Source organism: Kaistia nematophila (assembly GCF_026343855.1).
GTDB classification, from domain to species: Bacteria; Pseudomonadota; Alphaproteobacteria; order Rhizobiales; family Kaistiaceae; genus Kaistia; species Kaistia nematophila.
In genome coordinates this window covers 17,239-42,552 of sequence record NZ_JAPKNK010000016.1, presented here as the reverse complement: position 1 = coordinate 42,552, position 25,314 = coordinate 17,239, and the positions used below count along the sequence as shown (strand labels likewise).

The 25,314-nt window shown below is 67.4% G+C and carries 23 protein-coding genes; 7 read left to right on the top strand and 16 right to left on the bottom strand.

What is annotated here, in order from left to right; genetic code table 11:
• Positions 1-205 precede the first annotated feature (205 nt).
• The 7 genes from tauA to OSH07_RS23760 all read right to left on the bottom strand — a co-directional run bounded on the left by tauA (position 206) and on the right by OSH07_RS23760 (position 9,097).
• Complete coding sequence (gene tauA, locus OSH07_RS23790) at positions 206-1,222, bottom strand: taurine ABC transporter substrate-binding protein (protein WP_266341206.1); 1,017 nt, start codon at positions 1,220-1,222, stop codon at positions 206-208.
• A 432-nt stretch (positions 1,223-1,654) separates the two neighbouring features.
• Positions 1,655-4,096 (bottom strand): membrane-bound PQQ-dependent dehydrogenase, glucose/quinate/shikimate family, encoded by a 2,442-nt coding sequence (locus tag OSH07_RS23785; protein ID WP_266341205.1) that lies wholly within the window; start codon positions 4,094-4,096, stop codon positions 1,655-1,657.
• A gap of 387 nt (positions 4,097-4,483) precedes the next feature.
• Positions 4,484-5,029 carry an RBBP9/YdeN family alpha/beta hydrolase gene (locus OSH07_RS23780; RefSeq protein ID WP_266341204.1) on the bottom strand — a complete coding sequence of 182 codons (546 nt, stop codon included), beginning with the start codon at positions 5,027-5,029 and terminating at the stop codon, positions 4,484-4,486.
• Positions 5,030-5,267: 238 nt separating this feature from the next.
• Positions 5,268-6,470, bottom strand: coding sequence for a lytic murein transglycosylase (locus OSH07_RS23775; RefSeq protein ID WP_266341203.1), 1,203 nt, complete (start codon positions 6,468-6,470; stop codon positions 5,268-5,270).
• A gap of 151 nt (positions 6,471-6,621) precedes the next feature.
• Positions 6,622-6,966 carry an MmcQ/YjbR family DNA-binding protein gene (locus OSH07_RS23770; protein WP_266341202.1) on the bottom strand — a complete coding sequence of 115 codons (345 nt, stop codon included), beginning with the start codon at positions 6,964-6,966 and terminating at the stop codon, positions 6,622-6,624.
• A gap of 110 nt (positions 6,967-7,076) precedes the next feature.
• A complete protein-coding gene (locus OSH07_RS23765; protein WP_266341201.1) occupies positions 7,077-8,663 on the bottom strand; it encodes a peptide chain release factor 3 in 1,587 nt (528 codons plus the stop codon).
• A gap of 74 nt (positions 8,664-8,737) precedes the next feature.
• Entirely contained in the window at positions 8,738-9,097 is a 360-nt protein-coding gene (locus OSH07_RS23760) for a DUF423 domain-containing protein (protein WP_266341200.1), read from the bottom strand.
• Positions 9,098-9,422: 325 nt separating this feature from the next.
• Between OSH07_RS23760 and OSH07_RS23755 the strand changes: the two genes are divergently transcribed.
• Positions 9,423-10,265 carry an NAD-dependent epimerase/dehydratase family protein gene (locus OSH07_RS23755; RefSeq protein ID WP_266341199.1) on the top strand — a complete coding sequence of 281 codons (843 nt, stop codon included), beginning with the start codon at positions 9,423-9,425 and terminating at the stop codon, positions 10,263-10,265.
• A gap of 159 nt (positions 10,266-10,424) precedes the next feature.
• On the opposite strand, the gene OSH07_RS23750 is transcribed toward OSH07_RS23755, so the two are convergent.
• From OSH07_RS23750 to OSH07_RS23740, 3 genes are all read right to left on the bottom strand, one after another.
• Positions 10,425-10,979 carry a methylated-DNA--[protein]-cysteine S-methyltransferase gene (locus tag OSH07_RS23750; RefSeq protein ID WP_266341198.1) on the bottom strand — a complete coding sequence of 185 codons (555 nt, stop codon included), beginning with the start codon at positions 10,977-10,979 and terminating at the stop codon, positions 10,425-10,427.
• A gap of 46 nt (positions 10,980-11,025) precedes the next feature.
• Positions 11,026-11,823 (bottom strand): potassium channel family protein, encoded by a 798-nt coding sequence (locus tag OSH07_RS23745; RefSeq protein WP_266341197.1) that lies wholly within the window; start codon positions 11,821-11,823, stop codon positions 11,026-11,028.
• 110 nt (positions 11,824-11,933) lie between these two features.
• Positions 11,934-12,629: a GntR family transcriptional regulator gene (locus tag OSH07_RS23740; RefSeq protein WP_266341196.1), complete on the bottom strand. Its 696-nt coding sequence runs from the start codon at positions 12,627-12,629 to the stop codon at positions 11,934-11,936.
• Between the two features lie 374 nt (positions 12,630-13,003).
• Here OSH07_RS23740 and OSH07_RS23735 point away from each other — a divergent pair, with 374 nt between their 5' ends.
• Together OSH07_RS23735 and rhaM are read left to right on the top strand one after the other, a co-directional pair.
• A complete protein-coding gene (locus OSH07_RS23735) occupies positions 13,004-14,398 on the top strand; it encodes an FAD-binding oxidoreductase (protein ID WP_266341195.1) in 1,395 nt (464 codons plus the stop codon).
• Positions 14,399-14,419: 21 nt separating this feature from the next.
• Positions 14,420-14,734 carry an L-rhamnose mutarotase gene (gene rhaM, locus OSH07_RS23730; protein WP_266341194.1) on the top strand — a complete coding sequence of 105 codons (315 nt, stop codon included), beginning with the start codon at positions 14,420-14,422 and terminating at the stop codon, positions 14,732-14,734.
• Positions 14,735-14,830: 96 nt separating this feature from the next.
• Here the strand turns inward: rhaM and OSH07_RS23725 are convergent, their stop codons facing one another.
• From OSH07_RS23725 to OSH07_RS23705, 5 genes are all read right to left on the bottom strand, one after another.
• Positions 14,831-15,829 (bottom strand): LacI family DNA-binding transcriptional regulator, encoded by a 999-nt coding sequence (locus OSH07_RS23725; RefSeq protein ID WP_266341193.1) that lies wholly within the window; start codon positions 15,827-15,829, stop codon positions 14,831-14,833.
• Between the two features lie 328 nt (positions 15,830-16,157).
• Entirely contained in the window at positions 16,158-17,267 is a 1,110-nt protein-coding gene (locus OSH07_RS23720; protein ID WP_266341192.1) for a substrate-binding domain-containing protein, read from the bottom strand.
• A 29-nt stretch (positions 17,268-17,296) separates the two neighbouring features.
• The gene (locus OSH07_RS23715) at positions 17,297-18,340 is read right to left on the bottom strand and encodes an ABC transporter permease (protein WP_266341218.1); all 1,044 of its coding nucleotides are present in this window, start codon (positions 18,338-18,340) and stop codon (positions 17,297-17,299) included.
• 83 nt (positions 18,341-18,423) lie between these two features.
• Positions 18,424-19,917, bottom strand: a complete 1,494-nt coding sequence (locus OSH07_RS23710) for a sugar ABC transporter ATP-binding protein (protein WP_266341191.1) — start codon at positions 19,915-19,917, stop codon at positions 18,424-18,426.
• 212 nt (positions 19,918-20,129) lie between these two features.
• Entirely contained in the window at positions 20,130-20,891 is a 762-nt protein-coding gene (locus OSH07_RS23705; RefSeq protein WP_266341190.1) for an SDR family oxidoreductase, read from the bottom strand.
• Positions 20,892-21,046: 155 nt separating this feature from the next.
• Here OSH07_RS23705 and OSH07_RS23700 point away from each other — a divergent pair, with 155 nt between their 5' ends.
• A complete protein-coding gene (locus OSH07_RS23700; RefSeq protein WP_266341189.1) occupies positions 21,047-22,075 on the top strand; it encodes an L-idonate 5-dehydrogenase in 1,029 nt (342 codons plus the stop codon).
• Positions 22,076-22,304: 229 nt separating this feature from the next.
• On the opposite strand, the gene OSH07_RS23695 is transcribed toward OSH07_RS23700, so the two are convergent.
• Positions 22,305-22,748 (bottom strand): hypothetical protein, encoded by a 444-nt coding sequence (locus tag OSH07_RS23695; RefSeq protein WP_266341188.1) that lies wholly within the window; start codon positions 22,746-22,748, stop codon positions 22,305-22,307.
• 274 nt (positions 22,749-23,022) lie between these two features.
• On the opposite strand from OSH07_RS23695, the gene OSH07_RS23690 reads away from it, so the two are divergent.
• From OSH07_RS23690 to OSH07_RS23680, 3 genes are all read left to right on the top strand, one after another.
• Positions 23,023-23,550, top strand: coding sequence for an HPP family protein (locus tag OSH07_RS23690; RefSeq protein ID WP_266341187.1), 528 nt, complete (start codon positions 23,023-23,025; stop codon positions 23,548-23,550).
• 64 nt (positions 23,551-23,614) lie between these two features.
• The gene (locus OSH07_RS23685; RefSeq protein WP_266341186.1) at positions 23,615-24,541 is read left to right on the top strand and encodes an ABC transporter ATP-binding protein; all 927 of its coding nucleotides are present in this window, start codon (positions 23,615-23,617) and stop codon (positions 24,539-24,541) included.
• Complete coding sequence (locus OSH07_RS23680) at positions 24,538-25,299, top strand: ABC transporter permease (protein WP_266341185.1); 762 nt, start codon at positions 24,538-24,540, stop codon at positions 25,297-25,299. Before OSH07_RS23685 ends, OSH07_RS23680 begins: the two co-directional genes overlap by 4 nt.
• Positions 25,300-25,314 lie beyond the last annotated feature (15 nt).

Genomic DNA, 25,314 nt, shown 5'->3' with positions numbered 1-25,314 from the left:
GGCGATCGTTCGATGGTCTGGCAACGCCGTCATCCCCGAAGCCCGGGATGACGGCGAACTCGTGGGTCGGCCTCGTGCATGCTGAGAGGACGGCAGAAGGGACGTCCCCCCGAAAACGGTTTGGCCCGTTCCGCGACAGAGGGGCGCGGAACGGGCCGGGTGTAGTCGCGGCATGGGCCGGCCGCCGACGGCCGCCGCGACGACATCAGTTGGAAGCTTGCGCCTCGGTCACGAACTTGGTGGTGACGTAGCCGCTATAGTCCGGGAGCACGGCCGGGATCTTGCCCTGCTCCTTGAGGAAGGCCGAGGCGTCCGCGATCGCCTTCACCGTGCCGCCGCCGAGCAGGTCTGCCGAAGCCTGCTCTTCCAGCAGCGGGAAGTGGTAGCCCTTGAGTAGGGCCGGGACTTCCTCGACCTTGGCGCCGGTCAGGCGGGCGATCTTGGCGGCCTGTTCGGACTTGGCGTCCCAGGCTTCCGGCTTGGCGCGGAAGTCGGCATAGGACTGGCCGGTCACCTTGACGAAGGCCTTGACCGCTTCCGGATGGGCGTCGGCGAATTCCTTGCGGACGATCCAGGCATCGAAGGTCGGCGCGCCGAAGGTCGCGACCTGGGCCGAGTCGGTCAGGACCTTGCCGTTTTCCTTGATCTTGCCGAGCGCCGGATCCCAGACATAGGCGGCGTCGACGTCGCCGCGCTCCCAGGCGGCGGCGATCTCCGGCGGCCGCAGGTTGAGGATCTCGACCGACTTCGGATCGATGTTCCAGTGCTTCAGCGCGGCGAGCAGGCTGTAGTGGGTCGTCGAGACGAAGGGCACGGCGATCTTCTTGCCGACGAGATCCTTCGGCTCGCTGATCTTGGCGCCGTCGCGCACGACCAGGGCCTCGGATTCGCCGATCAGGCCGACGACGAAGATCGTCTCGATCGGCAGTTCGCGGCTGGCGGCGGCGGCAAGCGGGCTGGAGCCGACATAGCCGATATCGACCGCGCCGGAAGCAATGGCGGCGATCACGTCGGCGCCGGAATCGAATTTCTTCCAGTCGATCCTGGCGTTGGCGGCCTTTTCATACAGGCCGTCGGCCTGCGGGACCTTCGAGGGCTCGACGACGGTCTGGTAGCCGATGGTGAGCTTGGTCTCGTCGGCGCGGGCGGTGGCGCCGGCGGCGAAGGTCAGGCCGATCGCGGCGGCGGTGGCGACGAAGGTGCGGCGGGTGATGCGTGACATGGTTCTGTCCTGAAATGTTCGCGCAGTTAGCCGTTCGCGGAACGGGAGCGCGGGAGAAGCTGGGATTCTGGAAGGATGCCGCGGCGGGCGCGGCGTCGCCTTCAGGCGACCTCGACCGTGGGGTCGGTCAACAGAGCCGGTTTGTCATGACGCGTCTCCCTTGGGGCTTAGCCGTTGTTGGCGCGGGGCAAGCCGATCCTGAAATCGCCGCGGCGGTCGATCATCCGACCTTGCCTTCAGACTAGGCAATGACGGCTTAGGCGATAAAGGAAGTCGTTTTTAATTTTGAACTAGGTCGTGGTCGTTCGTTGCGCGTTTTCCGTGTCGCGCGGTCATGGGCTCACCCAACGGAAAGCGGACGGCAAGCGGGCAAAGAAAAAGGGAGGCCGCTGGCGCGGCCTCCCTCGGGTCTGGTTCGCCTCGTGTGGCGGCTCAGTTCGCCTTCGGCAGGGCGTAGGCGACGATGTAGTCGCCGCGGTCCGGCGACTGGCGGGCGCCGCCGGCCGAGATGACGACGAACTGGCGGCCGCTTTCCGGCGACACATAGGTCATCGGCGTCGCCTGGGCGCCGACCGGCAGGCGGCCCTTCCAGAGCTCCTGGCCGGTCTTGCTGTCGAGCGCGCGCAGGTAATAGTCCTGCGTGCCGGCGTAGAAGACGAGGCCGCCGGCCGTCGTCGTCGGGCCGCCGAGCGAGGGCATGCCGATCGGGATCGGCAGGCGGGTCTTCATGCCGAGCGGGCCGGTATCCTCCAGCGTGCCGGCCGGGACCTGCCAGGCGACCTGGCGGGTGTTCAGGTCGATGCCGGTGATCGTGCCATAGGGCGGCTGGTGGCAGGGAACGCCGAGCGGCGACATGAAGCCGTTCTTCAGCGCGCCATAGGGCGTGCCCTTCTGCGTGCCGAGGCCGTCATGCGCCGCCGACGGGCCGTAATTGTCGGCGACCTCGCGCGGCAGCAGCTCGACGAACTGCGGCATGCGGATGTCGTTGACGACGAGCAGGCCGTTCGCCTCGTCGATCGAGGCGCTGCCCCAGTTCATGCCGCCATAGTAGCCCGGGAAGATCAGCGAGCGGGTGGTGCCGGGCGGGGTGAACTCGCCCTCGTAGCGCATCTTCTTGAAGGCGATGCGGCAGAAGAGCTGGTCAAGCGGCGTCGCACCCCACATCCGCGCCTCGGTAAAGGGCTCGGTGCCGATCGAGGGCATGCCGACCGAATAGGGCTGGGTCGGGGAGAGGAAGTCCTCCTTTACGCCGCCGGTCTGCGGCACCGGCTTCTCCTGCACCTCGGCGATCGGCTTGCCGTCGCGCCGGTCGAGCAGGAAGATCTGGCCGCGCTTGGTGACCTGGACCAGCGCCGGGGTGGTGCCGCCCTTGCCGTCCGGCAGGTCGTAGAGCGCCGGCTGCGAGGGAACGTCATAGTCCCAGAGGTCGTGGTGCACGGTCTGGAACTTCCAGCGCTCGCGGCCGGTCGCCATGTCGAGGGCGACGACCGAGGCCGTGTATTCCTCCGCCGCCTTCGAGCGGTGCGCGCCGAAGAAGTCGGGCGTGGCGTTGCCAGTCGGCAGGTAGACCAGGCCGAGCGCCTCGTCATAGCTCGGCGTCGACCAGACGTTTGGCGTGCCGCGCGTATAGCTCTCGCCGGCCGGCGGGGCGCCGGTGATCGACGGGTTGCCGAGATCCCAGGCCCAGGCGAGTTCGCCGGTGCGGGCGTTGAAGGCGCGCACGGCGCCCGAGGGCTCGCCGGTCTCGACATTGTCCCAGACCCAGCCGCCGACCAGGATCAGGTCGCGCATGACGGTCGGGGCCGAGGTCTGGAAGTAGAAGCCGGCCTTGACGTCGCCCATGCCGTTCTTGAGGTCGACGGTGCCGTTGTTGCCGAAGCTGGCGCAGGGCTCGCCGGTCTTGGCGTCGAGCTGGATCAGGCGGGCGTCGATCGTCGTCATGACGATGCGGGCGCCGCAATTGTCGGCGACCGGGGCAGGCGCCGGCGCGGCGGGCGCTTCGGCTGCGGGAGCTGCCGCTGCCTCGGTGCCGTCCGCCGGCGCCGGGGTGGCTTCGGTCGCGGCCGGGGCGGGGGCAGGAGCTTCTGCTGCTGCGGCGACGGCCGTCGGCTCATAATAGCTGACGCCACGGCAACGCTGCCAGACCGGCGACTTCGCCTGCGGGTCGAACTTCCAGCGCACCTCGCCGGTCTCGGCGTTCAGCGCGTGGACGATGTTGTGTGGCGAGCAGGTGTAGAGCGTGTCGCCGATCTGCAGCGGCGTGTTCTGGTCTTCCGAGCCCGAGACGGCCGGATCGCCGGTCTGGAAGGTCCAGGCGACCTTCAGATCCCTGACGTTGTCGCGGTTGATCTGGTCGATCGGTGCATAGCGCGTGCCGTGCGGCGTGCGGCCATAGTGGCGCCATTCTGTGGCGCTCATCGCCGCCGGCGGAACCGCCGGCGTCGAGGTGGCCGAGGTGACGTCGTTGCGGACGACGCCATGCGGCTGGAAGGCGTAGAAGGCGGTCGCGCCGAGCGCGACGATCAGCGCCAGCGCGCCGAGCAGGGCCGGGGCCGAGCTGCCCTTGCGGGACGGAAAGGCCGGCACCAGCAAGAGCGCGATCACGGCGAGCACGGCCGGGGCGACCAGGCGCGGCACCAGCGGCCAGAAGTCGAGACCGACCTCCCAGAGCGCCCAGGCCAGCGTGGCGAGCAGGATGACGATGTAGAGCCACGCTGCGACGGGGCGGCGCAGGACATAGAGAATGCCGACGATGAAGAGGCCGATGCCGGCCAGCGCGTAGTACCAGGAGCCGCCGAGCAGGATCAGCTGCACGCCGGGAACGGCGAGCCCGAGTCCGATGAGCGCGACGATGATTCCAAAGAGGACGAGCAACCAACCGCCTATGCCTAGCGGAGCTCTCGAGCTGGCCATATTTCACCTCGGTATGGGGCGTCGCGGCCCGGGGGGAAGGCGGCGCCGAGTTTGCGATTGAGCCAAGAAGGCCGACCACGCCAATGCGCGCCTGGCGGCGCGCGGGCTCAACGGGAGCCCGAAATTAATATAAGTGCCTATCCATTATGACGCAACGCGCCGGCCTTGACCGCCATCGAACGGCTGCAATCGAGCCTGGCGGGGCAGGATTCGTGCGCGAGCCGCGACGTCATGCCGACATCGGGCGTTTTGCGAAATCAGGCGGGATGGCTGGCCACGGCGCGCGAACCAGCGCGCAGGAGGCGAATCAGGTCGCCTTCCCGCGGTTGGGCAATCGCGTTGCGAAAATCAGGCGGCGGCACGGATCGGCTGGCGGCCGAGCTGCGAGGCCAGGCGGAAACCGGCCGGCCAATGGCCGTGGCCGCTCTCCGGATTGACGTGGCCGGCATGGCCGAGATCGACCAGCTCGGAGCCCCAGCGCGCCGCGAACAGCCGGCCGCGTTCGACCGAGATGTACGGGTCGTTGCGGCTCAGCGCCAGGATCGAAGGGAATGGCAGGCGCGACAGCGGCACGTCGCCGAAATCGGCCAGCGGATGGTCGGGGGCGAGACTGTCGACGTCGGCCGGCGCCACCAGCAGCGCGCCGGCGATGTTGTTGCGCGGATAGCGCTTGGCATAGGCCGCGACGAGCACGGCGCCGAGGCTGTGGGCCACCAGGATCGGCTGCCGGGTCCGGCGGATGGCGGCGTCGAGGCGGGAAAGCCAGGCCTCCAGCTTCGGGGAATGCCAGTCGTCCTGCTCGACGATGCGCGCATCGGCGTCGACATCCAGCCAGCGGCGCTGCCAGTGGCCGGCACCGGATCCCTGCCAGCCGGGAATGATCAGACGGGACATGACGACTCTCTGTCAGTTCAGGATGCCGTCAGGATAGGGGAAGGGGCGGATCGATCGAAGGAATGAGGGTCCAAGCTTGCGGGCGATGCCGGATTATCTTCCCTCGGATCGCGCAATGCTTGGAAGTGCAACCGCCGGGCGGTCTGGAAGCCTCGTCGCCGGAAATCGTCGACGAATCCGAGGCTTGCGGCCATCGGCCTCCGGAGGCGGCCGGGCGTCGCCGCCCGGCCAATCGTTGTCAGGTGCCGGCGCGCAGGCGCTGCAGCAGCGCGGCGTCGGGATAGGAATCGGCCGGCATGCCGAGGTCGATCTGCATCGCCTTGACCGCCGAGCGGGTGCCGGCGCCGATCATGCCGTCGACCTTGCCGACGTCATGGCCGCGCTTGGCGAGCAGCCGCTGCAGCTCGATGACTTCCTTGTAGGGGAGCTGCTTGGCATCGGTGCCGCGGCCGACCGGCGGCGCGCCGGCGAGCCTCGTGGCGAAGTAGGCGGCCGTCGTCGCATAGATGAACGACTGGTTCCATTCGAGATAGACCCGGTAGTTCTGGTAGGCGAGGAAGGCCGGACCGTTGCGGCCCATCGGCAGCAGCAGCGAAGCCTTGTAGTCGGTGTCCGGAAGCTTCGAGCCCGGCGCGACGGTGACGCCCATCTTCTTCCAGGTCGAGACCGGATGCTGGATCTGCAGGTCGGCCTGCGACCAGTCGAGGTTCTCCGGCAGCCGCACCTCGGTCAGCCAGGGCTGGTCGCGCTGCCAGCCCTCGTGCACGAGCAGGTTGGCGGCGGAGGCGAGGACGTCGGGCACGCTCTTGATCAGGTCGCGGCGGCCGTCGCCGTCATAGTCGACGGCGAAATCGCGGTAATGCGTCGCCAGGAACTGCACCTGGCCGAGTTCGCCGGCCCAGGGGCCCTTCATCTCGGCCGCCGTCAGGTCGCCGCGGTCGATCACCGTCAGCGCCGCCATCAGCTGGTCGTGGAAGAGCTGCGGACGGCGGCAGTCATAGGCCAGCGTCGCCAGCGAGCGCAGCGTCGGCATGTTGCCGAGATTGGCGCCGAAATCGGTCTCGAGGCCCCAGAAGCCGACGAGGACCGCGGCCGGCACGCCGTAGTCCTTCTCGATCCGGTCGAACAGCTTGGCGTTCTGCTTGATCAGCTGCGCGCCCTTCTGCAGCCGGTACTTGGCGACCATGCGGTCGGAGAATTCGAGGAAGCTCTGCGAGAAGACGTTCTGCGCGCGATCCTTGGCGATGACGTCGGGCGCGTAGGCCAGTCCGTCGAGCGCGCCGATCGCCTTAGCCGAAATGCCGTTCTGGGCGGCTTCCTTGCGGAAACCGTCGAGCCAGGCGGGGAAGCCGGATGCGTCGTTGCAGGAAGCGGCGAGGGCGGGGGCGGCCGAAAGGGCCAAAGCGAGGAATGTCGCGAGCTGCAGGCCAGCTTTTCGCATGGGTACCTCCGAGGGGGGAGTGGCCGGGGGCCGTGAATGTCGGGACCGCGATTGCGCGGCCCGGAATCGATCGAACGGATGTTGACCACCGCAATCCGCCGATTCCATGACGAATTGCAATGTCGAAATGCAATCCCCGATTGCCGGCGTGCTATCCGTCGGCGTTGAAGGCTTGGACCAGCCGTTTCGGCGCGGTCTGGCGCCAGGATTTCTCGACCAGCGGTGAAAGCCGCTCGGCGTCGATCGCCGGCAGGCGCACCAGCACATAGGCATAGCCGCTGAAATGATCGTTGGTGAAGAAGATCTCCGGCTCCATCGCGATCAGCATGTCGCGATCGTCGAAGTCCATCTTCAGCGCGAAGGTGGTTCCATCCTCCTGCATCCGGCCGAAGAAGGTCTTGCCGAGATAGAAGGAAAGCGTGCCGTGGGTAATACCCTCGCGCACCTCGGGCAGCGCCAGGAAGATCTGCTTCAGCTTCGCCGTGTCGACCGCCATGGCCGTCCTCCCGCGCGTTCGATTTCGCGGGAGACAGATTGCGCCGGATCGCGTCATGCGGCCAGCCCAGCGCCATCGGGCGATTCAGGGCTGGCGGTCGCGAGCCCGGCTCAGGCGGCCTTTTCGCGCTGGTAGTCCTTGATCTCGCTGGCGACGATCGCCGGCGAGCGGTCGAGATCGTAGCGCAGCTCGAAGGCCGAGGGCGCCATGAAGACGGGGGCGCCGTCGAGATCGGAGGCCATGGACGAGCGGTAGCGGTCGACGAAGGTTTCGAGCGCGACCTTGTCGGTCGAGGTCACCCAGCGGCAGACAGAGAAGCGCGAATGCTCGAAGTCGATCGGCAGGCCGTATTCGACCTGCATGCGCTCCTTCAGCACGTCGAGCTGCAGGGCGCCGACGACGCCGATGATCGCGGGCGATCCGTCATGCGGGATGAACACCTGCACGACGCCTTCCTCGGCCATCTGCTGCAGGGCCTCCTTCAGCTTCTTCGCCTTCATCGGATCCTGCAGGCGGATGCGCCGCATGATTTCCGGGGCGAAGCTCGGCACGCCGCGGAAGACGAGGTTCTCGCCTTCGGTCAGCGTGTCGCCGATGCGGAGCGTGCCGTGGTTCGGGATGCCGACGACGTCGCCGGCGAAGGCTTCGTCGGCGAGCAGGCGGTCCTGCGCGAAGAAGAACTGCGGGCTCGACAGCGGGATCGGCTTGCCGGTGCGCACCAGCTTGGCCTTCATGCCGCGCTGCAGCTTGCCGGAGCAGACGCGCAGGAAGGCGATGCGGTCGCGATGGTTCGGATCCATGTTCGCCTGGATCTTGAACACGAAGCCCGACATCTTCGGCTCGGTCGGTTCGACGGTGCGGCCCTCGGCCTGCTGCGGGCGGGGCGAGGGCGCGAAGGCGGCCATGGCGTCGATCAGGTCGTGCACGCCGAAATTTCGTAGAGCGGAGCCGAAATAGACCGGCGTCAGATGGCCCTGGCGGAAGCTGTCCATGTCGAAGCCGTTGCCAGCACCCTCGATCAGTTCCATCTCCTCGCGGAAGAGGGCGACGGCTTCCGGCGTCGTCAGGCCGTCGATCTGTGGATCGTTCGGGCCCGAGACCGGGATCACGGCATTGTCGGTGTCGATGCGGCGGACCGTGCGGGCGACGATGTCGTAGGTGCCGGCGAATTCGCGGCCGCGGCCGATCGGCCAGGTCATCGGCACGGTGTCGAGCGCCAGCACCTTCTCGATCTCGTCGAGCAGGTCGAACGGGTCGCGGGTCTCGCGGTCGAGCTTGTTGATGAAGGTGACGATCGGGATGTCGCGCAGGCGGCAGACCTCGAACAGCTTGCGCGTGCGGTCTTCGATGCCCTTGGCGGCGTCGATCACCATGACGGCGGAATCGACGGCGGTCAGCGTGCGGTAGGTGTCTTCCGAGAAATCTTCATGGCCCGGCGTGTCGAGCAGGTTGAAGATCCTGTCGCCATATTCGAACGTCATCACCGAGGTGACGACGGAGATGCCGCGCTCGCGCTCGATGCCCATCCAGTCCGAGCGGGTCTGGCGGCGGTCGCGCTTGCCCTTGACCTCGCCGGCGAGCTGGATCGCGCCGCCCATCAAGAGCAGCTTTTCGGTCAGCGTCGTCTTGCCCGCGTCGGGGTGCGAGATGATGGCGAAGGTCCGGCGGCGATCGACGAGTCCGGTAAGGGCGTCCATGAATAGGTCTTCTAACGGTTTTTGAGGTGGCGCATCGATAGACGAGACGGGCCGGAAAGGCCAGCCCGAAGCGTCTAGCGCTTGCGCGACAGCAGCGCCGCCACGGCGATTCCGAGCCAGCCGAACATCATCGTGGTGCCGCCGATCGGCGCCAGGAAGGAAAGCGCGGCGCTGCCGGAGAGGGTGTGGAAGGCAAGGGCGCCGGAGAAGCCGATGAGCCCGATCGCGATGGCCCAGGCGGAGATCGACATCAGGAGCGCCGTCGCCGGCACGAAAAAGCCGAGCGCCAGCAGGGCCGGCGCCTGTGCCATGGCCATGTTGCCGGCCGTGCCGAGGCGTTCGCCGCCCGGCACATGCGCCCCGGCGGCGGCCATCGCCACGCCGAGCATGCCGGCAAGTCCCGCCACCACCAGAAGCGCGCGTTGACCGTTCATCGTTTCTCTCCTGTGAGCGGCCCTTCGGCCGGCGCGTAGATCCGTGGTGATGCCGCTTCATGACGCGTGCGGGGCGGAGAATCCACCCGCGGGGCGCGACCGGCCGGAACTGGATAGACTGCTTTTGCCCACGCCGGCTTCGTGGCAAATGCGCCCATCCGGCAATCCGGCCTCGTCTCGCCGACCCGGGCTGGGTGCCGTCAAGCCATTGCCATGTCACCGCCGGCTGTTATGCTAGCGCTGTCATTGCGGCTCGGCCGCCATCGATCTCGGGCCTGCTGGCGAACGCCCTGCCGGCCTTTCAACGACATTGTGGGAGGGAAGCATGATCATCGTCACGGGTGGAAGCGGGCTCGCGGGCCGCGCGGTGGTGAAGGATCTAGTCGAGCATGGCTACGAGGTCGCCTCGGTCGACATGGCGCTGCCGCCGCCGGGCCAGGGCGTGCCGTTCAGCAAGGTGGACCTGACCGACTACGGCCAGGCGCTGGCGGCCTTTTCGGGCGTCGACGACCGCTTCAAGAAGGCGACCGGCATCATCCATCTGGCCGCCATTCCGGCGCCGGGACTGGCGCCGAACCACGTCATCTTCGAGACCAACATGATCTCGACCTACAACGTGTTCGAGGCGGCGCGCGTGCTCGGCATCAAGAACGTCGTCTGGGCGTCGAGCGAGACGGTGCTCGGCCTGCCGTTCGAGACGCCGCCGCCCTACGTGCCAGTCGACGAGGACTATCGCGGACGGCCGGAGACGGCCTATTCGCTGTCGAAGTTTCTCGGCGAGGAGATGGCGAAGGAGTTCTGCCGCTGGGATCCGGAGATGAAGATCTTCGGCCTGCGCTTCTCCAACGTCATTGCGCCGGAGCGCTATGGCGAGTTCCCGGCCTTCGATAACGACATCAACGCGCGCAAGTGGAACCTCTGGGCCTATATCGACGTGCGCGACGCGGCGCAGTCGTGCCGGCTGGCGCTCGAATCGCCTTTGAAGGGCGCCGACGTCTTCGTCATCGCCAACGAGGACGGCGTCATGAGCCGGTCGAATGATTCCCTGCTCGACGAGGCGTTTCCCGGCATCGCCCGCAAGCGCCCGATCGGCCCGAACGAGACGCTGCTCTCGATCGACCGGGCGAAGAAGGTGCTCGGCTACAAGCCGCAATTCGGCTGGCGCTAACGGGCGAGAACGGGGTTCGCGCCCTGCAGCCCTCACTCCAACCCTCTCCCGCAAGCGGGAGAGGGGGATCGCTGGCGCCGGCTGCGCTGATGACGGGCACAGGCCAAAAAGCCCTCGCCCGCTTGCGGGAGAGGGTGGGGTGAGGGTCTTGCCTTGCTCTTACTCGAGCCCACCGCCGAACAGCGGCAGTTCGTTCAGCTTGGCGCGGCTTTCGATCGCGAGGACGCGGCGCTTGGTGGCGATGCCGCCCGTGCCGGAGAAGCCGCCCATCTTGCCGCCGGCGGCGAGCACGCGGTGGCAGGGAATGATGATCGGATAGGGATTTTCGCCCAGCGCCCGCCCGACGGCGCGCGCCGCGCCCGGCTCGCCGATCGCCGCCGCCACCTCGCCATAAGTCAGCGTCTGGCCGGGCGGGATGGCGCGCGTCACGTCATAGATGCGCTGGTTGAAGGGCGGAATTTGGTCGGGATCGAGCGGGATGCTGGTCAGGTCGTCGTCCGCGCCCTCGAGCAGAGCGACGATCGCCGCGATCGCCTCGGTCACGAAGGCCGGCGTCTCGGCCGAGCCGGCCTCCGGAAAGCGGCGCTGCAGATCGGCCCGCGTCGCCTCGGCGCTGTCGCCGGGAAACTGCAGGCCGGTGATACCGCGCGGGCTCCAGCTGATGCCGCAGGGGCCGATCGGCGTTTCGAACAGGACGAGGCCTTCCGTGCGCATGGGCATTCTCTAGCACAAAACGGGAACGTCGCCAATCGGAAGCGCGTCACTCGCCGTCGTCGGGAATGGCCAGGATCTCGCCGCAGGCCTTGCAGTGGACCGCGTCCGGATCGTGCATCTGCAGGGCGCAGCGTGGGCAGGGGAAGAACACCTTGTAGGGCCGGACGATCGCCTGCGCGAGCCGCACGAACAGCGAGATGCCGCAGATCATCGTGACGATCGCGGTCAGCTTGCCCCAGGGGCCGGGCAGCGTGATGTCGCCGAAGCCGGTGGTGGTCACGGTCGCCACGGTGAAATAGAGCGCGTCGACATACCCCGTGAAGCCCGGGCTGGCGCGGAAGAAGAAGGTGTAGATGAAGCCGCTGGCGACGAACAGGAACGTTACCAGGTTGAGCACCGCCTCCAGCGGCTGCCGCCAGCGGGCCACCTGCTGCTTGGTCAGCGGCCGCCAGAGAAAGCCGCTGCGCGACAGCGACCAGAGCCGCAGGATGCGCAGGAAGCCGAGATTGGCGAGATAGGCGGGGAAGAGAAGCGTGACCAGGATGAAGATGTCGACGATCACCGTCGGCCGCCGCAGCCAGGGCAGGATCCTGGTTTCGGCGAGCCCGCGGCAGATCAGGTCGAGCGCCAGCACGACCGCGATCGCGTAGTCGTACCAGAGGAACGCGGAGGCATCGCGGATCATCGGCGTCGCGATGAAGAAGGCGATGATCAGGAGATCGATGGTGATGACGCAGGCCTGGAACAGGCGGGCCTGCCTGGCTCGGCCGTGGTAGAGGAAATGGAGATGCCGCCTTAGCCGGGCGAAGCTGGCATCCGTCGCGCTCTTGGGATCCGGGTTCATGAATGGCTCGTGCAGCCGACAGGAACTGCCGCCATACCATGCCAGCGCCCGGCTCGACAGCGCGACCTGCCCATGAACCTCCTGAGCCCCTTGTATCCTCCGGCGGGCGGCTAGTGGTCGGCGAGCGACGGGTCCGACTGCTTCAGGGTCTGGATGCCGTCGGAATAGATGTCGCGGACGCGGGTGATGTGCGCGTGGATCGTGCGGCTCGCGCTGGCGAGGTCGTTGTCGGCGATCGCCTGCACGATCGCCGCATGTTCGTCGCGCGAGACGGCGAAGAGCTGCTCGTTGGGCGAGGAGAAGTTGGCGCGCAGGGCCTGGATGCGCGGGTCGAGCGAACCATAGATGTCGCCGAGCAGCGTGTTGCCGCAGGCGGCGAAGAAGGCCTTGTGAAAGTCCTGGTCGAGCTTGTGATAGGTCTCGTAGCGATAGTCGTCGCGCATTTCCTCCATCTGCGCGAAGGTCTTCGAGATCGACTTCAGCAACCGTTTCTGGTTGCGCTCCATCGACAGCCGCAGCGCGTAGCATTCGAGCTCGATGCGCAGTTCGCAGAGCTCGCGCACCTTGTCGACGGTCGGGTAGGGGACGTAGCAGCCCTTCTGCGGCTGGATCTCGACGAGGCCGAGCGACTGCAGCTGGAAGAAGGCCTCGCGGATCGGCGTCTTGGAGGTGCCGAAGGTCTCGGCGACAGCCTTCTCGCTCAGCATGGTGCCATAGGCGATCTCTCCCTGGGTGATGCTTTCGAGCAGGCGGTCGAACGCCATCGCGGTCAGGGATTTGGGCCGGTCGAGAGGGCTGGCGGTCATTGGGCGGCGGCTCCCCTTCATGGCGACGCGGGACCACGCCTCAGACAAATGGACCCGCATGGCACGCTATTTCGACACCTGAATAATTGCATGGCACAAGCGCGCTTTCGTCGGAAGCCCGGCCGTCGCAAACGCCGCGCCTCATCCTGTTTATCCTCAACCCCGGCGCTGGTGCAGTCAGCCAAATTGACAAGCCCGCCTTGCGCCGCGGGGCATCGGGCTGGGAAGGGCTCACCGTCCGGTATTTTTCCGTTGTCGCGACCGCCCGAGCATCGCCAGAGATTGCCAGCTCGTCAATTTTAAAATATCTCAGATACTAATGAATACGTTCGGCGTCGTCCCCATCGGCGCCGCCCCTGGAAGGAACGCCAAAGATGGGCAAGGCCGAGGCCGTGCTGGACGAGACGATGCTGATCCGCGACGTCGATCGCGGATCCCACTACATCCGCGACTGGACCGGCGAGGCCGATGGCGATCCGTCCTTCGTGGCGCGGCCGCGCAATGTAGACGAGGTCGTCGAGCTGGTGCGCTACTGCGCCGACAACGGCCTCGCCGTCGTGCCGCAGGGCGGCCATACCGGCCTGGTCGAGGGGGCCTCGGCCCGGATCGAGGGCGGCCATGTCCTCGTCAGCCTGGAGCGCATGAACCGGATCCGGGCGATCGACCCGCTCAATTTCAGCGTCGAGGTCGAGGCCGGCTGCGTGCTGGAGGTGCTGCACCAGGCGGTCGAGGCGGAGGATCTGATGTTCCCGCTGTCGCTTGGCGCCAAGGGCAGCTGCCAGATCGGCGGCAATGTCGCCACCAATGCCGGCGGCATCAACGTGCTGCGCTACGGCATGATGCGCGACCTGGTGCTGGGCCTCGAGGTGGTGCTGCCGGACGGGCGCGTCTGGAACGGGCTGAAGACGCTGCGCAAGGACAATACCGGCTACGACCTGAAGCAGCTCTTCCTCGGCTCGGAGGGTACGCTCGGCATCGTCACGGCTGCGACGCTGAAGCTGTTCCCGCGCCCGAGCCATGTCGAGACGATGTTCCTGGCGGTCGAGACGGCAGCAGAGGCGATCCGCCTGTTCGCGGCGGCGCGCCGCCATCTCGCTGACCTGCTCTCGGCCTTCGAGCTGATCTCGGACCGCAGCGTCGAGCTGGCGCTCACCATGCCCGATCTCGTCAATCCGCTGGAGATGGCGGCGCCCTATTACGTGCTGCTGGAAGCCTCCTCGAGCGGGCCGCTCGATCTCGAGGCCCTGGTCGGCGGCTTCCTGGAGTTTGCGCTGGAGGAGGGGATGATCCTCGACGGCGTGCGCGCGTCCAGCGTCGCGCAGGCGCAGAAGATCTGGGCGATCCGCGAAGGCGTCGTCGAGGCGCAGGTGAAGCACGGCACCTATCTTCGCACCGACGTTTCCGTGCCGATCTCCGAGGTCGCAGTCTGCATCGACGAGGTCGAGGTGGCGCTGGCCGGGGCGGTGGCAGACGGCGTCGTGCTCACTTACGGCCATATCGGCGACGGCAACATGCATTTCGTGGTCATGCCGCCCCTCACGATGGCGGAGGGGCCGGAGCGGCACGCCTGGATCAAGGCGAGCGAGGCGGTGATCTTCGAGATTGTCGACCGTCGCGGCGGCTCGATCAGCGCCGAGCACGGCATCGGCCGCGTCAAGCGCAGCGCCTTCGAGAAGCGCGCCTCGGCGACGCAGATGGAACTTCTGCGGGCGATCCGGTCGGCGATCGATCCCGACAACCGGATGAACCCCGGCGCGATCTTCGAATAGGCGGAAAAGGGAGGGGAAGCGATGCGACGTGTCGGGTTCAAGATGCGGATGAGGCCCGGTTGCGGGGCGGAATACAAGAAGCGCCACGACGAGATCTGGCCGGAGCTGCGCGAGCTGCTCGCGCAGCATGGCGCCCGCGACTACACGATCTTCCTCGATGAGGAGACGAACATCCTGTTCGCGATCAACCACATCGCCGAGGGCGCCCGCGCCGACGAGCTGAACGCCCAGCCGCTGATGCAGAAGTGGTTCGCGCATATGGGCGACATCATGGACACCAATCCGGACGGCACCCCTGTGATGATCCCGCTGCCGGAAGTCTTCCACATGGACTGATCCGTCCGGGATCGGGCATTGGGGTCCGGTGGCGTGTGGGAGGTTGGAGCTGGCCTGCCGCGCCGAGACTTCGATCGTGACCGGGCTTCGGCCCGGTCACGTGCTTTCGCGCTGGACCACCCGGAACGGCATCTCGTGCCTCTCCGGCGGAAGGATCTGGCCCACGCGCCGCGCCTCGATGGCGCGCAGCAGCAGGCTGCCGGCCGCGCGGCCGATCTCGACCGCATCAACGGAAACCGTCGTCAGGCGCGGATGGCTGCAGCGCGACACCTCGAAATCGCCGAAGCCGGCGATCGCGATCCGCCCCGGCACCGAAATGCCGCGCCGGTGGCACTCCATCAGCGCGCCGAAGGCGGAGAGATCGGAAACGCAGATCGCCGCGTCGACCTCGGGCCACTGGTCGAGCAACTGCGCGATCGCCTCGCCGCCCTGTTCCATCGAGATCGGCGGGCTGCCGAACGAGATGATGCGGGCCTGCCCGAGGCCCAGCTCGGCGATCGCCTGGCTGTAGCCGAGGCGACGGTCGGCGCCGCGCGTGTCGCGATTGGTGGTGCCGCCGATGAAGCCGATGTTGCGGTAGCCGCGCGCATGGAGGTCGTGCGCCAGGGCGCGGATCGCCGCCGCATTGGAGAAGCCGATGACATGCTCGATCGGCTCCAGCGGCAGGTCCCAGGTTTCGACGACCGGGATGCCGACCGTCTCGAGCAGGCGGCGCGAGCGCGGGGTGTGCGAGCCGCCGGTCAGGATGATGCCCTCCGGCCGGCGCGTCAGCATGGATTCGAGCAGGGTTTCCTCGTTCTCGACGAGATAGTCGGTGCGGCCGAGCAGGAGCTGCAGGCCGCTGCCCTCGATTGCCTCGCCGATGCCCCGCACCGTGTCGGAGAAGTTGGAATTGTTGATCGAAGGGATCAGCGTCGCGACGAAGCCGGAGCGCTTCGACGACAGCGTGCCGGCCGTCTGGTCGAGGACGTAGCCAAGCTCGTCGATCGCCGCCATGATCCGGCGCCGCGTCTCGTCCGAGATCGGGCCGCCCTTCCTCAGGGCGCGCGATACGGTCATGGTCGAGACGCCGGCGCGCTCGGCGACGTCGGCCATGGTGGGCTGGCTCTTTGGCGTTCTTCCGGGGGGATCGGTCGCCATCGTCCTTGTCCAGGTCGGGCGCGGCAGGGGCCGCGCCGTGTGAGATGCTGTCATGGCCGGGTCCGGCGATACCGGATCGGCGAAGCGCCGTCGTTAGCCCACGCCCCGGCCGGGCGCCAGCGCCACGGGCCGGTTCGCCGGAGGCCGCGACAAGGTGCCATGGGCGCGCGCTTGCTTGCGGCGGGACAGGCGCCCTGGCGGGCGCTGGTCCGTCGTTCGATGCGGCCGGCTGTTTCAAGCAATCCGGCGGCCGCGCGAGGCGGCCGCCGGCAGCGCTCCGGGCTTAGTTGACGCCCCAGATCTTCTTGTATTCGGCGCGATAGCCGTTGTCGGGGTCGAAGACGTTCTTCGGGCCGCCGTCGAAGGCGATGTTATCAGGGGTGACCAGATGGACGCCCGGGACGTAGCCCGACCACTTCTCGCCGGCGAAGGCGCGGTTCAGCTCGTCGATCAGCTGCCAACCCTGCATGGTGAGGGGCTCCGGCACGGTCGCGGCCTGATGGTCGCCGGCGCGGATGCGCTGGAAGGCCGATTCCGAGCCGTCGCCGGCCGAGATGTTCTGCGGATCGCCGTTGCCGGCGATGCCGGCCGCCTGCAGCGCCGGCGGCATGAAGTCGTAATAGAGGTCGTTGATCGCCAGCGAATGGGTCCACTTGGCGCCGTTCTGCTGCAGCAGCGTCGTCGTCAGCTGCGGAATGCGGGTCGAGACGTCGGCGAGCGGCGTATCCTGGAAGGAGACGACCGTGCAGCCGGCGCACTTCTTGATCCACTCTTCCATCGCGCGGCCCTTGGCGATGGCGATCGCGTAGGTCGAGTCGGCGAAGACGACGACGCCGGCCTTGCCGTCGGAATCGGCAACCGCCTTCATCGCCGCGACCTTGGCGACTTCCATCGCGTCGGTGGTGACGTTGGCGAAGATCGGCGTGCCTTCGAGCGGGCCGGCGACCGGGCCGGAGTGCCAGCCCACCATCAGGATGCCTTCCTTGGCGGCGCCCTCGAGGGCGGCCTTCTGCTCGACCGCGTCGCTGCCGCCGACGATGATGGCGTCCGGCTTCAGCGCGATCGCCTGCGAGAGCGCCGTGGCCTGGCCGGAAACCGTGCCCTGGCCGTCGATCTCGCGATAGTCCCAGCCGATGGCGGCGGCCGCTTCCTTGGCGCCCTGCGAGACGCCGAGGATGCCGCCATTGCGCATGTCGCCGGCGACATAGACGATGGTCTTCTTGCCGGCGGCCTTCGGGCCGCTGGTGGGGCCGTCCCACTTGTCGGCGCGGCCGGAGGCCTTGGCGACGATGGCCTTGGCTTCGTCGACGAAGGCGTCGGCATGGGCGACGATCGGGATCGCCATCATCGCGACGGCGCTGGCGGCCGCAAGCAGCAGGTTACGTGACTTCATGAACTTCCCTCCGGGTTGCGACGGGGTTCTTAAGCGCCCGTCTTTTTGAATGGCTTGTTGTTGGTGCCGCGGCGGCGCTGGGCATAGCCGGCGATGCCGATGGCGATCAGCAGGGTGACGCCGTTGAACATCGGTTCGACCCAGAACGAGCCGCCGAACTGCTGGATGCCGGCGATGCCGACGGCGAGGATCGCGACGCCGGCGAGCGTGCCCCAGACATTGACGCGGCCGGGCTTGATCGTCGTCGAGCCCAGGAAGGCGCCGACCAGCGCCGGCAGCAGGTATTCGAGGCCGACGCTGGCCTGGCCGATGCGGAGCTTCGAGGCGAGCAGCACGCCCGCGACGGCGGTGAGCGCGCCCGACGCGATGAAGGCGCCCATGGTGTAGCGCTGGACCGGAATGCCGTTCAGCGCCGCCGCCTTCGGGTTGGCGCCGATCGCGTAGAGATAGCGGCCGACCGGCAGGTGCTCGAGGATCAGCCACATGACGATGGCGAGCGCGATCACGTAGTAGCCGGTGATCGGCAGGCCGAAGACCATGGTGCCGTTCAAAGCCAGGAAGCCTTGCGGCAGTTGCGCCACCACCTGGCGGCCGCCCGTGTGCCAGAGCGCGAGGGCGTAGAGGACGGTTCCGGTGCCGAGCGTGGCGATGAAGCTATCGATGCGGGCGACCTCGACCAGCAGGCCGTTCAGGAAGCCGACGCAGGCGCCGAGAATAATCACGATCAGCACGGCGAAGGGCCAGGGAATGCCGGCCATGGTCTGCAGGCTGATCGCCAGGATGTGCCAGAGCACGATGCCGTAGCCGACGGTCAGGTCGATCTTGCCGGCCGCCATCGGGATCATCGCGGCGAGCGAGAGCAGCGCGATGATCGCCTTGTCGGAGATGATCGACCGCACGTTGAGCATGGTCGGGAAGGTTTGCGGCAGGATCAGCGAGAACAGGATGATCAGCGCGACCAGCAGGATCGGCAGGCCGTAGACCGGGATGCGCCGGCGCAGCCGCTCGCCGAACGAGGCGTTCTTCAGTTCGCTGCGGGTCGGTTCCAGCGCGTCGGAGCGGACGGAGTTCATGGACATGGGCGCGGTTTCCTGGGGCGTTTTCGAGCGAAGCGGGTCCCGGTTCGCGGGAAGAAAACGCGACTAAACAGAGGGTTCTAGGCTGCTTCCGACGCGGAGGCCGCTGTGATCACGGATTCGGTGGTGAGGGCAGGGCCGGAGAGTTCGGCGATGATCCGGCCGCGGTTGAAGACGAGCGCCCGGTGGCAGATATGGGCGATCTCCTCGAAGTCCGTCGAGACGACGACGACGGCGAGGCCCTTCTCCAGCGCCTGCGCGATCAGCCGGTAGATCTCGGCCTTGGCGCCGACATCGACGCCGGCGGTCGGGTCCTCGGCGATCAGCAGCCGGCGGTTGGTGGCGAGCCAGCGGCCGACGACGACCTTCTGCTGGTTGCCGCCGGAAAGGCCTTCGATCGGCAGGTCGGGATCGTTGGGGCGCAGGCCGACCGAGGCGCCGAGCTCGACGGCCTGGCGCGCTTCGGCGCGCGGCGACAGGTAGGAGAGCAGGCCGCGGCCGATGGCGGCCGGGTTGAGGAAGGCGTTTTCGCGGACGGAGAGCGAGAAGGCGACAGATTCTTCCGTGCGGTCGCGCGCCACCAGCCCGATGCCGGATCTGAGCGCGGCGCGCGGTGAGGCGAGGTCCGGCGCTTCGCCGTCGATGAGGATCGAGCCCCGATGCTGGGCGGCGCCGAACAGGGCGCGGCCGATCTCCTCCTGGCCGGCGCCGCGCAGGCCGACGAGGCCGAGCAGCTCGCCCTGGCGGATATCGAAGCTGACGGGGCCGGCGGAGGGCGTCTCCAGATCGCGGACGGCGACGCGCACCGCGCCCGAGCCGAGCTCGCCCTTCTTGAACAGCTCCAGCGTCGTCGAGCCGACGATCAGGCTGATGAGTTCGTCCGGCGTCGTCTCGGAAACCGGCTTCTCGCCGACCTTGAGGCCGTCGCGCATGACGACGACGCGGTCGGCGATGCGGAAGATCTCATCGAGCCGATGGGAGACGTAGATCATGCCGACGCCGCGCGCCCGCAGGCGGCGGACGGCCTCGAACAGGCGCTCGACTTCGTCGGCGGGAAGGCTGGCGGTCGGCTCGTCGAGGACGAGGAAGTCGCAGTCGACAACGAGCGCGCGGGCGATCGCGACGAGCGATTTCTCCGTGCGGCTCAGCGCATGGACGCGGGTGGTCGGATCGATATCGCAGCCAACCAGTTCCAGCGCCGTCGCGGCGCGCTGCTCTGTCGCCTTCCAGTCGATCAGGCGGCTGCCGGAAAAGCCCTGCGCGAGCCCCATGTTCTCGGCTACCGTCATCCATTCGACGAGGCCGAGATCCTGATGGATGAAAGCGACCTTCTGGCGCTCGCCGCGCGCATGGGCGCGATGGCGATAGGGCTCGCCGCCAATGGTGACATGGCCGCTGTCGGCGCGGAAAATGCCGCCCAGGATCTTGATCAGCGTCGATTTGCCGGCGCCGTTTTCGCCGAGCAGCGCCACGACCTCGCCGCGCGCCACCTCGAAGCTCACGCCCTTCAGCGCCCGCGTGCCGCCAAATGCCTTGGCGACATCGTCGAAGCGGAGGACCCCTCCGTCTGCCATGTTCATCCTCCCGGATGCGGACGGCACCGCGTTTCGTTCCCGATCCGGCTCTTTGTCCGGTTGCTATTGTTATCGATAACAGAATGGCGGGTGTCAAGGCTGTCTCCCGCTGCGGCATTGCACGGGAGGCGTGCATTGAGAGCATCGCGGGCGTCGAAACGACCGCGATGCTTCGTTTCAAGCGCGAGGGGGGGGCGCGTTCGCGGCCTGGCCTAGAGGCTGGCGGTGATGCCGCCATCGACATAGAGGATGTGGCCGTTGACGAAGCTCGACGCGTCGGAAGCGAGGAAGATCGCCGCGCCCGCCAGTTCCTTGACGTCGCCCCAGCGTCCGGCCGGCGTACGGTTGGCGAGCCAGGCCGAGAAGGTCTCGTCGGCGACCAGCGCGGCGTTCAGCTCTGTCTTGAAATAGCCGGGGCCGATGCCGTTGACCTGGATGCCGTAGCGGGCCCAGTCGGTCGCCATGCCCTTGGTCAGCATCTTCACCGCCCCCTTGGTGGCCGTGTAGGGCGCAATTCCCGGCCGCGCCAGTTCGCTCTGCACCGAGCCGATATTGATGATCTTGCCGCGGCCGCGCGGGATCATGCGGCGGCCGACCGCCTGGCCGACGAGATAGACGCTGTCGATGTTGGTCGCGGTGATCTTGCGCCAGGCCTCGAGCGGGAAGTCCTGCAAGGGCGTGCGGTGCTGCATGCCGGCATTGTTGACGAGGATGTCGATCGGGCCGATGTCGGTCTCGATCGCCTCGATGCCGGCGGTCACCGCGTCGGGGTCGGTGACGTCGAAGGCGGCGGCGTGGACCTCGTAGCCCTTAGCGGCGAGGGTGGCGCGCGCCTGCTCCAGCCGGGCCTCGTCGCGGGCATTGAGGACGATGCGCGCGCCGGCGGAGGCGAGCGCCTCGGCGACGGCGAAACCGATGCCCTTGCTGGCGCCGGTGACGAGGGCCAGTCGGCCCGAAAGGTCAAACAGGTTCACGCTTTCACTCCCCGTGGCGGATTTTTTGCTGCGGCGAGTGGGATCGATAACAGCGTTGCTGTCAAGACGCCGGCCAACTGGCCGGGCGCCGCCCGGCTTGCGCTTGGCGGCGTTCCTGATATCGATAACAAAAAATTCGACAGGGAGAGAAGCCGATGCGCGCCGTCGTCATTCACGCCGCCCGCGATCTTAGGGTCGAGGAGCGGGAAACCGGGGCGATAGGGCCGGGCGAAGTCACCGTCCGCATCGAGGCCGGCGGCATCTGCGGATCGGACCTGCACTATTACCAGCATGGCGGTTTCGGCACGGTGAAGCTGCGCGAGCCGATGATCCTCGGCCACGAGGTCGCCGGCACGGTCGCCGCCGTCGCGCCCGACGTCACCCGCGTCAAACCGGGCGACCGCGTCGCCGTCAATCCCTCCCGTCCCTGCCGCGCCTGCCGCTATTGCTACCAGGGCCTGCCGAACCAGTGCCTGAACATGCGTTTCTATGGCAGCGCCATGCCGATGCCGCATATCCAGGGCGCGTTCCGGCAGGAGCTCGTCTGCATGGCCTCGCAGTGCGAGAAGGGCGACAAGGCTTCGGTCGCTGAGCTGGCGATGGCCGAGCCCTTCGCCGTGACGCTGCATGCTCTGTCGCGCGCGCCTTCGCTGCTCGGCCAGCGCGTGCTGGTCACCGGCTCCGGTCCGATCGGCGCGCTGGTGGTGGCGGCGGCCCGCTTCCACGGCGCGGCCGAGATCATCGTCACCGACGTCGTCGACGAGCCGCTCGCCTTTGCCCGCGAATTGGGCGCCGACCGCACCATCAACACGGCGCGCGAGCCTGAGGCGCTGGCGGCGCTTGCCGTCGACAAGGGGAGCGTTGGCGTGATGTTCGAATGCTCCGGCAACCAGCAGGCGCTGCGCTCCGGCCTCGACGTCGTCCAGCCGCGCGGCACCATCGTCCAGGTCGGGCTCGGCGGCGAGCTGTCGCTGCCGCAGAATGTCGTGGTCGCGAAGGAGGTCGTGCTGACCGGCTCCTTCCGCTTCCACGACGAATTCGCGCTCGCGGTCCGGCTGATCGATGAGCGCAAGGTCGACCTCCGGCCGCTGCTCACCGGCAGCTTCGGCATCGAGGAGGCGCGGGAGGCGTTCGAGACCGCCGGCGACCGGCGCCGGTCGATGAAGGTCCAGCTCGCCTTCTGAGCGTTTTCGAGCGAAGCGGACACCGGTTCGCGTGAAGAAGACGCAACCAAACAGCTTTAGCTAACCGTGGCACGCGACTTGCTTTGATAGCTCGCCCGGATCGTGCGTCCGGGTCTTCGGTCGAGTGACGGGCTTCCGCGCTCCCGAGGGGTAGGTGAGGCGTTTCCGGTGGCAGGTGTCGGGGGGCATGTGTCGGCGGAGACGCCCGCCTGTCTCGCCAGGCCGGGTTCTAGCGGCGCGGCCGGCGCGGGGCTTCCGGCCTGTGCCGTTCCTCGTGCCAGTCGTCGTCTTCGTCCTCGTCATCGAATTCCGGATCGTGGTCGGGGTCCCAGTCGGGATCCTCCGGATGCTCGTCGTCCTCTTCGTCGGCGTCGTGGTCTTCCTCGTCCTCGTCATCCGGCTCGACCCGGCGGGGCCGCCGCGACAGGTAGCGCAGGATGCCGCCATTGATCGCCAGCGCCAGGGCGAGCAGCAGGAAGTTGAGGATCGGGCTGGAGCTGTCGATCCACCAGGTCAGCAGGACGCTCCAGGGCAGGCCCAACACCAGGCCGAGCACGGCGGCAAGCGGGTTTTCGGCGACGATGCCGAACGAGCTCAGCGGCACGAGCAGCAAGGCGAAGATGGCCCAAGCCACATAAATCAGGAAGAGAATGCGGATCAGGCGCCAGCGCATGGTCGTTTCGGTGAATGGATCGGGATCTCGCCCTCGGGCGCGGCCGGACGGAAAGATGCCGCCGCCTGAGGCAATTTTAGGCGGTTCTGCTTTCCAGAATCTTTCGGGCATCTGAACCCGGTGTGGCCCGGCGCGGTGATCATCGGCTGCGATGGGCGCTTTTCGCGTTTCGGTGCTTTTCTAGATCGTGGTTGCTCGTTTTTGCGCCGCGGCTCGCGTAAAAGGGCAAGCCCTTTTCGCTGGGCGTCCGCTTTCTCCTGTTTCCGGCAGCGCCATGCCCCGTCGTCTCCATCATTTCGTCCATCGCCATGAAGCGCGCGTCGGCAACACGCTGACGCATCTGAAATCGGGCCTGGGCGGCGCCATCGGCATCGGTGCGGTCGGCGCGGCGGCGACGCTGACGCATGAGCCGTTCCTGATCGCGCCGTTTGGCGCATCGGCGGTGCTGCTGTTCGGCCAGCCGCACAGCCCGCTGGCCCAGCCGGCGAACGTGATCGGCGGCTATCTCGTCGCCACGCTGGTGACGCTGCTGGCCCTGACGGTCTTTCCGGGCGCCTGGGTCGCGGCGGCCGCCGGTGTCGGCATCGCCATCGCGCTGATGTCGATGCTGCGCATTACCCATCCGCCGGCCGGCGCCATTCCCATCCTCGCCGCCACCTCCACCATCCAGGGAGGCACGCTGCTCGGCGTCGTGCTCGGCGGCAGCATCGGCCTCGTCGGCGTCGCCTCGCTGCATCACTGGCTGCCGCCCCGGCACGAATATCCGAAGCGCCGCCCGGCCAAGGATGTCGCCGCTCCCTGAGATTTGGGTGCGATGTTGCATAATTCCCGCCGAAAAGCCGTCCGCCTCGGCTATCATCGGCGTCATGCAGAACATTATTTCCGTAGCGAATCTCTCGAAGGTCTACGCGTCAGGCTTCGAGGCGCTGAAGGACGTGACGCTCGAAATCCGCCGTGGCGAGATCTTCGCGCTGCTCGGGCCGAACGGCGCCGGCAAGACGACGCTGATCAGCATCATCTGCGGCCTCGTCAATCCGTCGACGGGCACCGTGCTCGCCGACGGCCATAACGTCGTCACCGAATATCGCGCCGCCCGTTCGCGCATCGGCCTGGTGCCGCAGGAACTGACGACCGACGCGTTCGAGACCGTCTGGGCGACCGTCAGTTTCAGCCGCGGCCTGTTCGGCAAGCCGCCGAACCCGGCGCTGGTCGAAAAGATCCTGCGCGAGCTGTCGCTCTGGGACAAGAAGGACTCGCGCCTGCGCACGCTCTCCGGCGGCATGAAGCGCCGCGTGATGATCGCCAAGGCGCTGTCGCACGAGCCCGAGATCCTGTTCCTCGACGAGCCGACCGCCGGCGTCGATGTCGAGCTTCGGCGCGACATGTGGGAGGTGGTGCGGCAGCTGCGCGAAAGCGGCGTCACCATCATCCTGACCACCCATTACATCGAGGAAGCCGAGGAGATGGCCGACCGCATCGGCGTCATCCATCGCGGCCAGATCATCCTGGTCGAGGAAAAGGCCGAATTGATGCGCAAGCTCGGCAAGAAGCAGCTGACGCTGCAATTGCAGGAGCCGCTCGCCAACGTCCCGGGCGGCCTCGACGCTTATGGCCTGGCGCTCGCCGATGGCGGCAACGAGCTCGTCTACAGCTACGACGCCGACGCCGAGCAGAAGGGCATCGCCGACGTGCTCGGCGCGCTCGGCAGGGCCGGCATCCATTTCAAGGATCTGCAGACGAGCCAGCGCTCGCTGGAAGAGATCTTCGTCAGCCTGGTGAGTGAGCGGTCATGAACGTCTATGCGATGCGCGCGATCTATCTGTTCGAGATGGCGCGCGCCGGCCGCACCGTGCTGCAGAGCATCGTCGCGCCGGTCCTTTCCACCTCGCTCTACTTCATCGTTTTCGGCGCGGCGATCGGCTCGCGCATGCAGGAGATCGACGGCGTCGGCTTCGGCTCGTTCATCGTGCCGGGGCTGATCATGCTGTCGCTGCTGACGCAGAGCATCTCCAACGCCTCGTTCGGCATCTATTTTCCGAAATTCACCGGCACCGTCTACGAGGTGCTGTCGGCGCCCGTCGCGCCGTTCGAGATCGTCGTCGGCTATGTCGGCGCGGCGGCGACCAAGTCGATCATCCTGGCGCTGATCATCCTGGCGACAGCCGGGCTGTTCGTGCCGATCGAGATCCAGCATCCGTTCTGGATGTTCGCCTTCCTGGTGCTGACGGCGGTGACCTTCAGCCTGTTCGGCTTCATCATCGGCATCTGGGCCGACGGCTTCGAGAAGCTGCAGCTGGTGCCGCTCCTGATCGTGACGCCGCTGACCTTCCTTGGCGGCAGCTTCTATTCGATCTCGATGCTGCCGCCGGCCTGGCAGACGGTCGCCCTGTTCAATCCCGTCGTCTACCTGGTCAGCGGCTTCCGCTGGAGCTTCTTCGGCACCGCCGACGTCAATATCGGCATCAGCCTCGGCATGACGCTGGTTTTTCTCGTCGTCTGCCTGGGGATCATCACCTGGATCTTCCGGACCGGCTACCGGCTGAAGAACTGAACGCGGCGCGCCGCG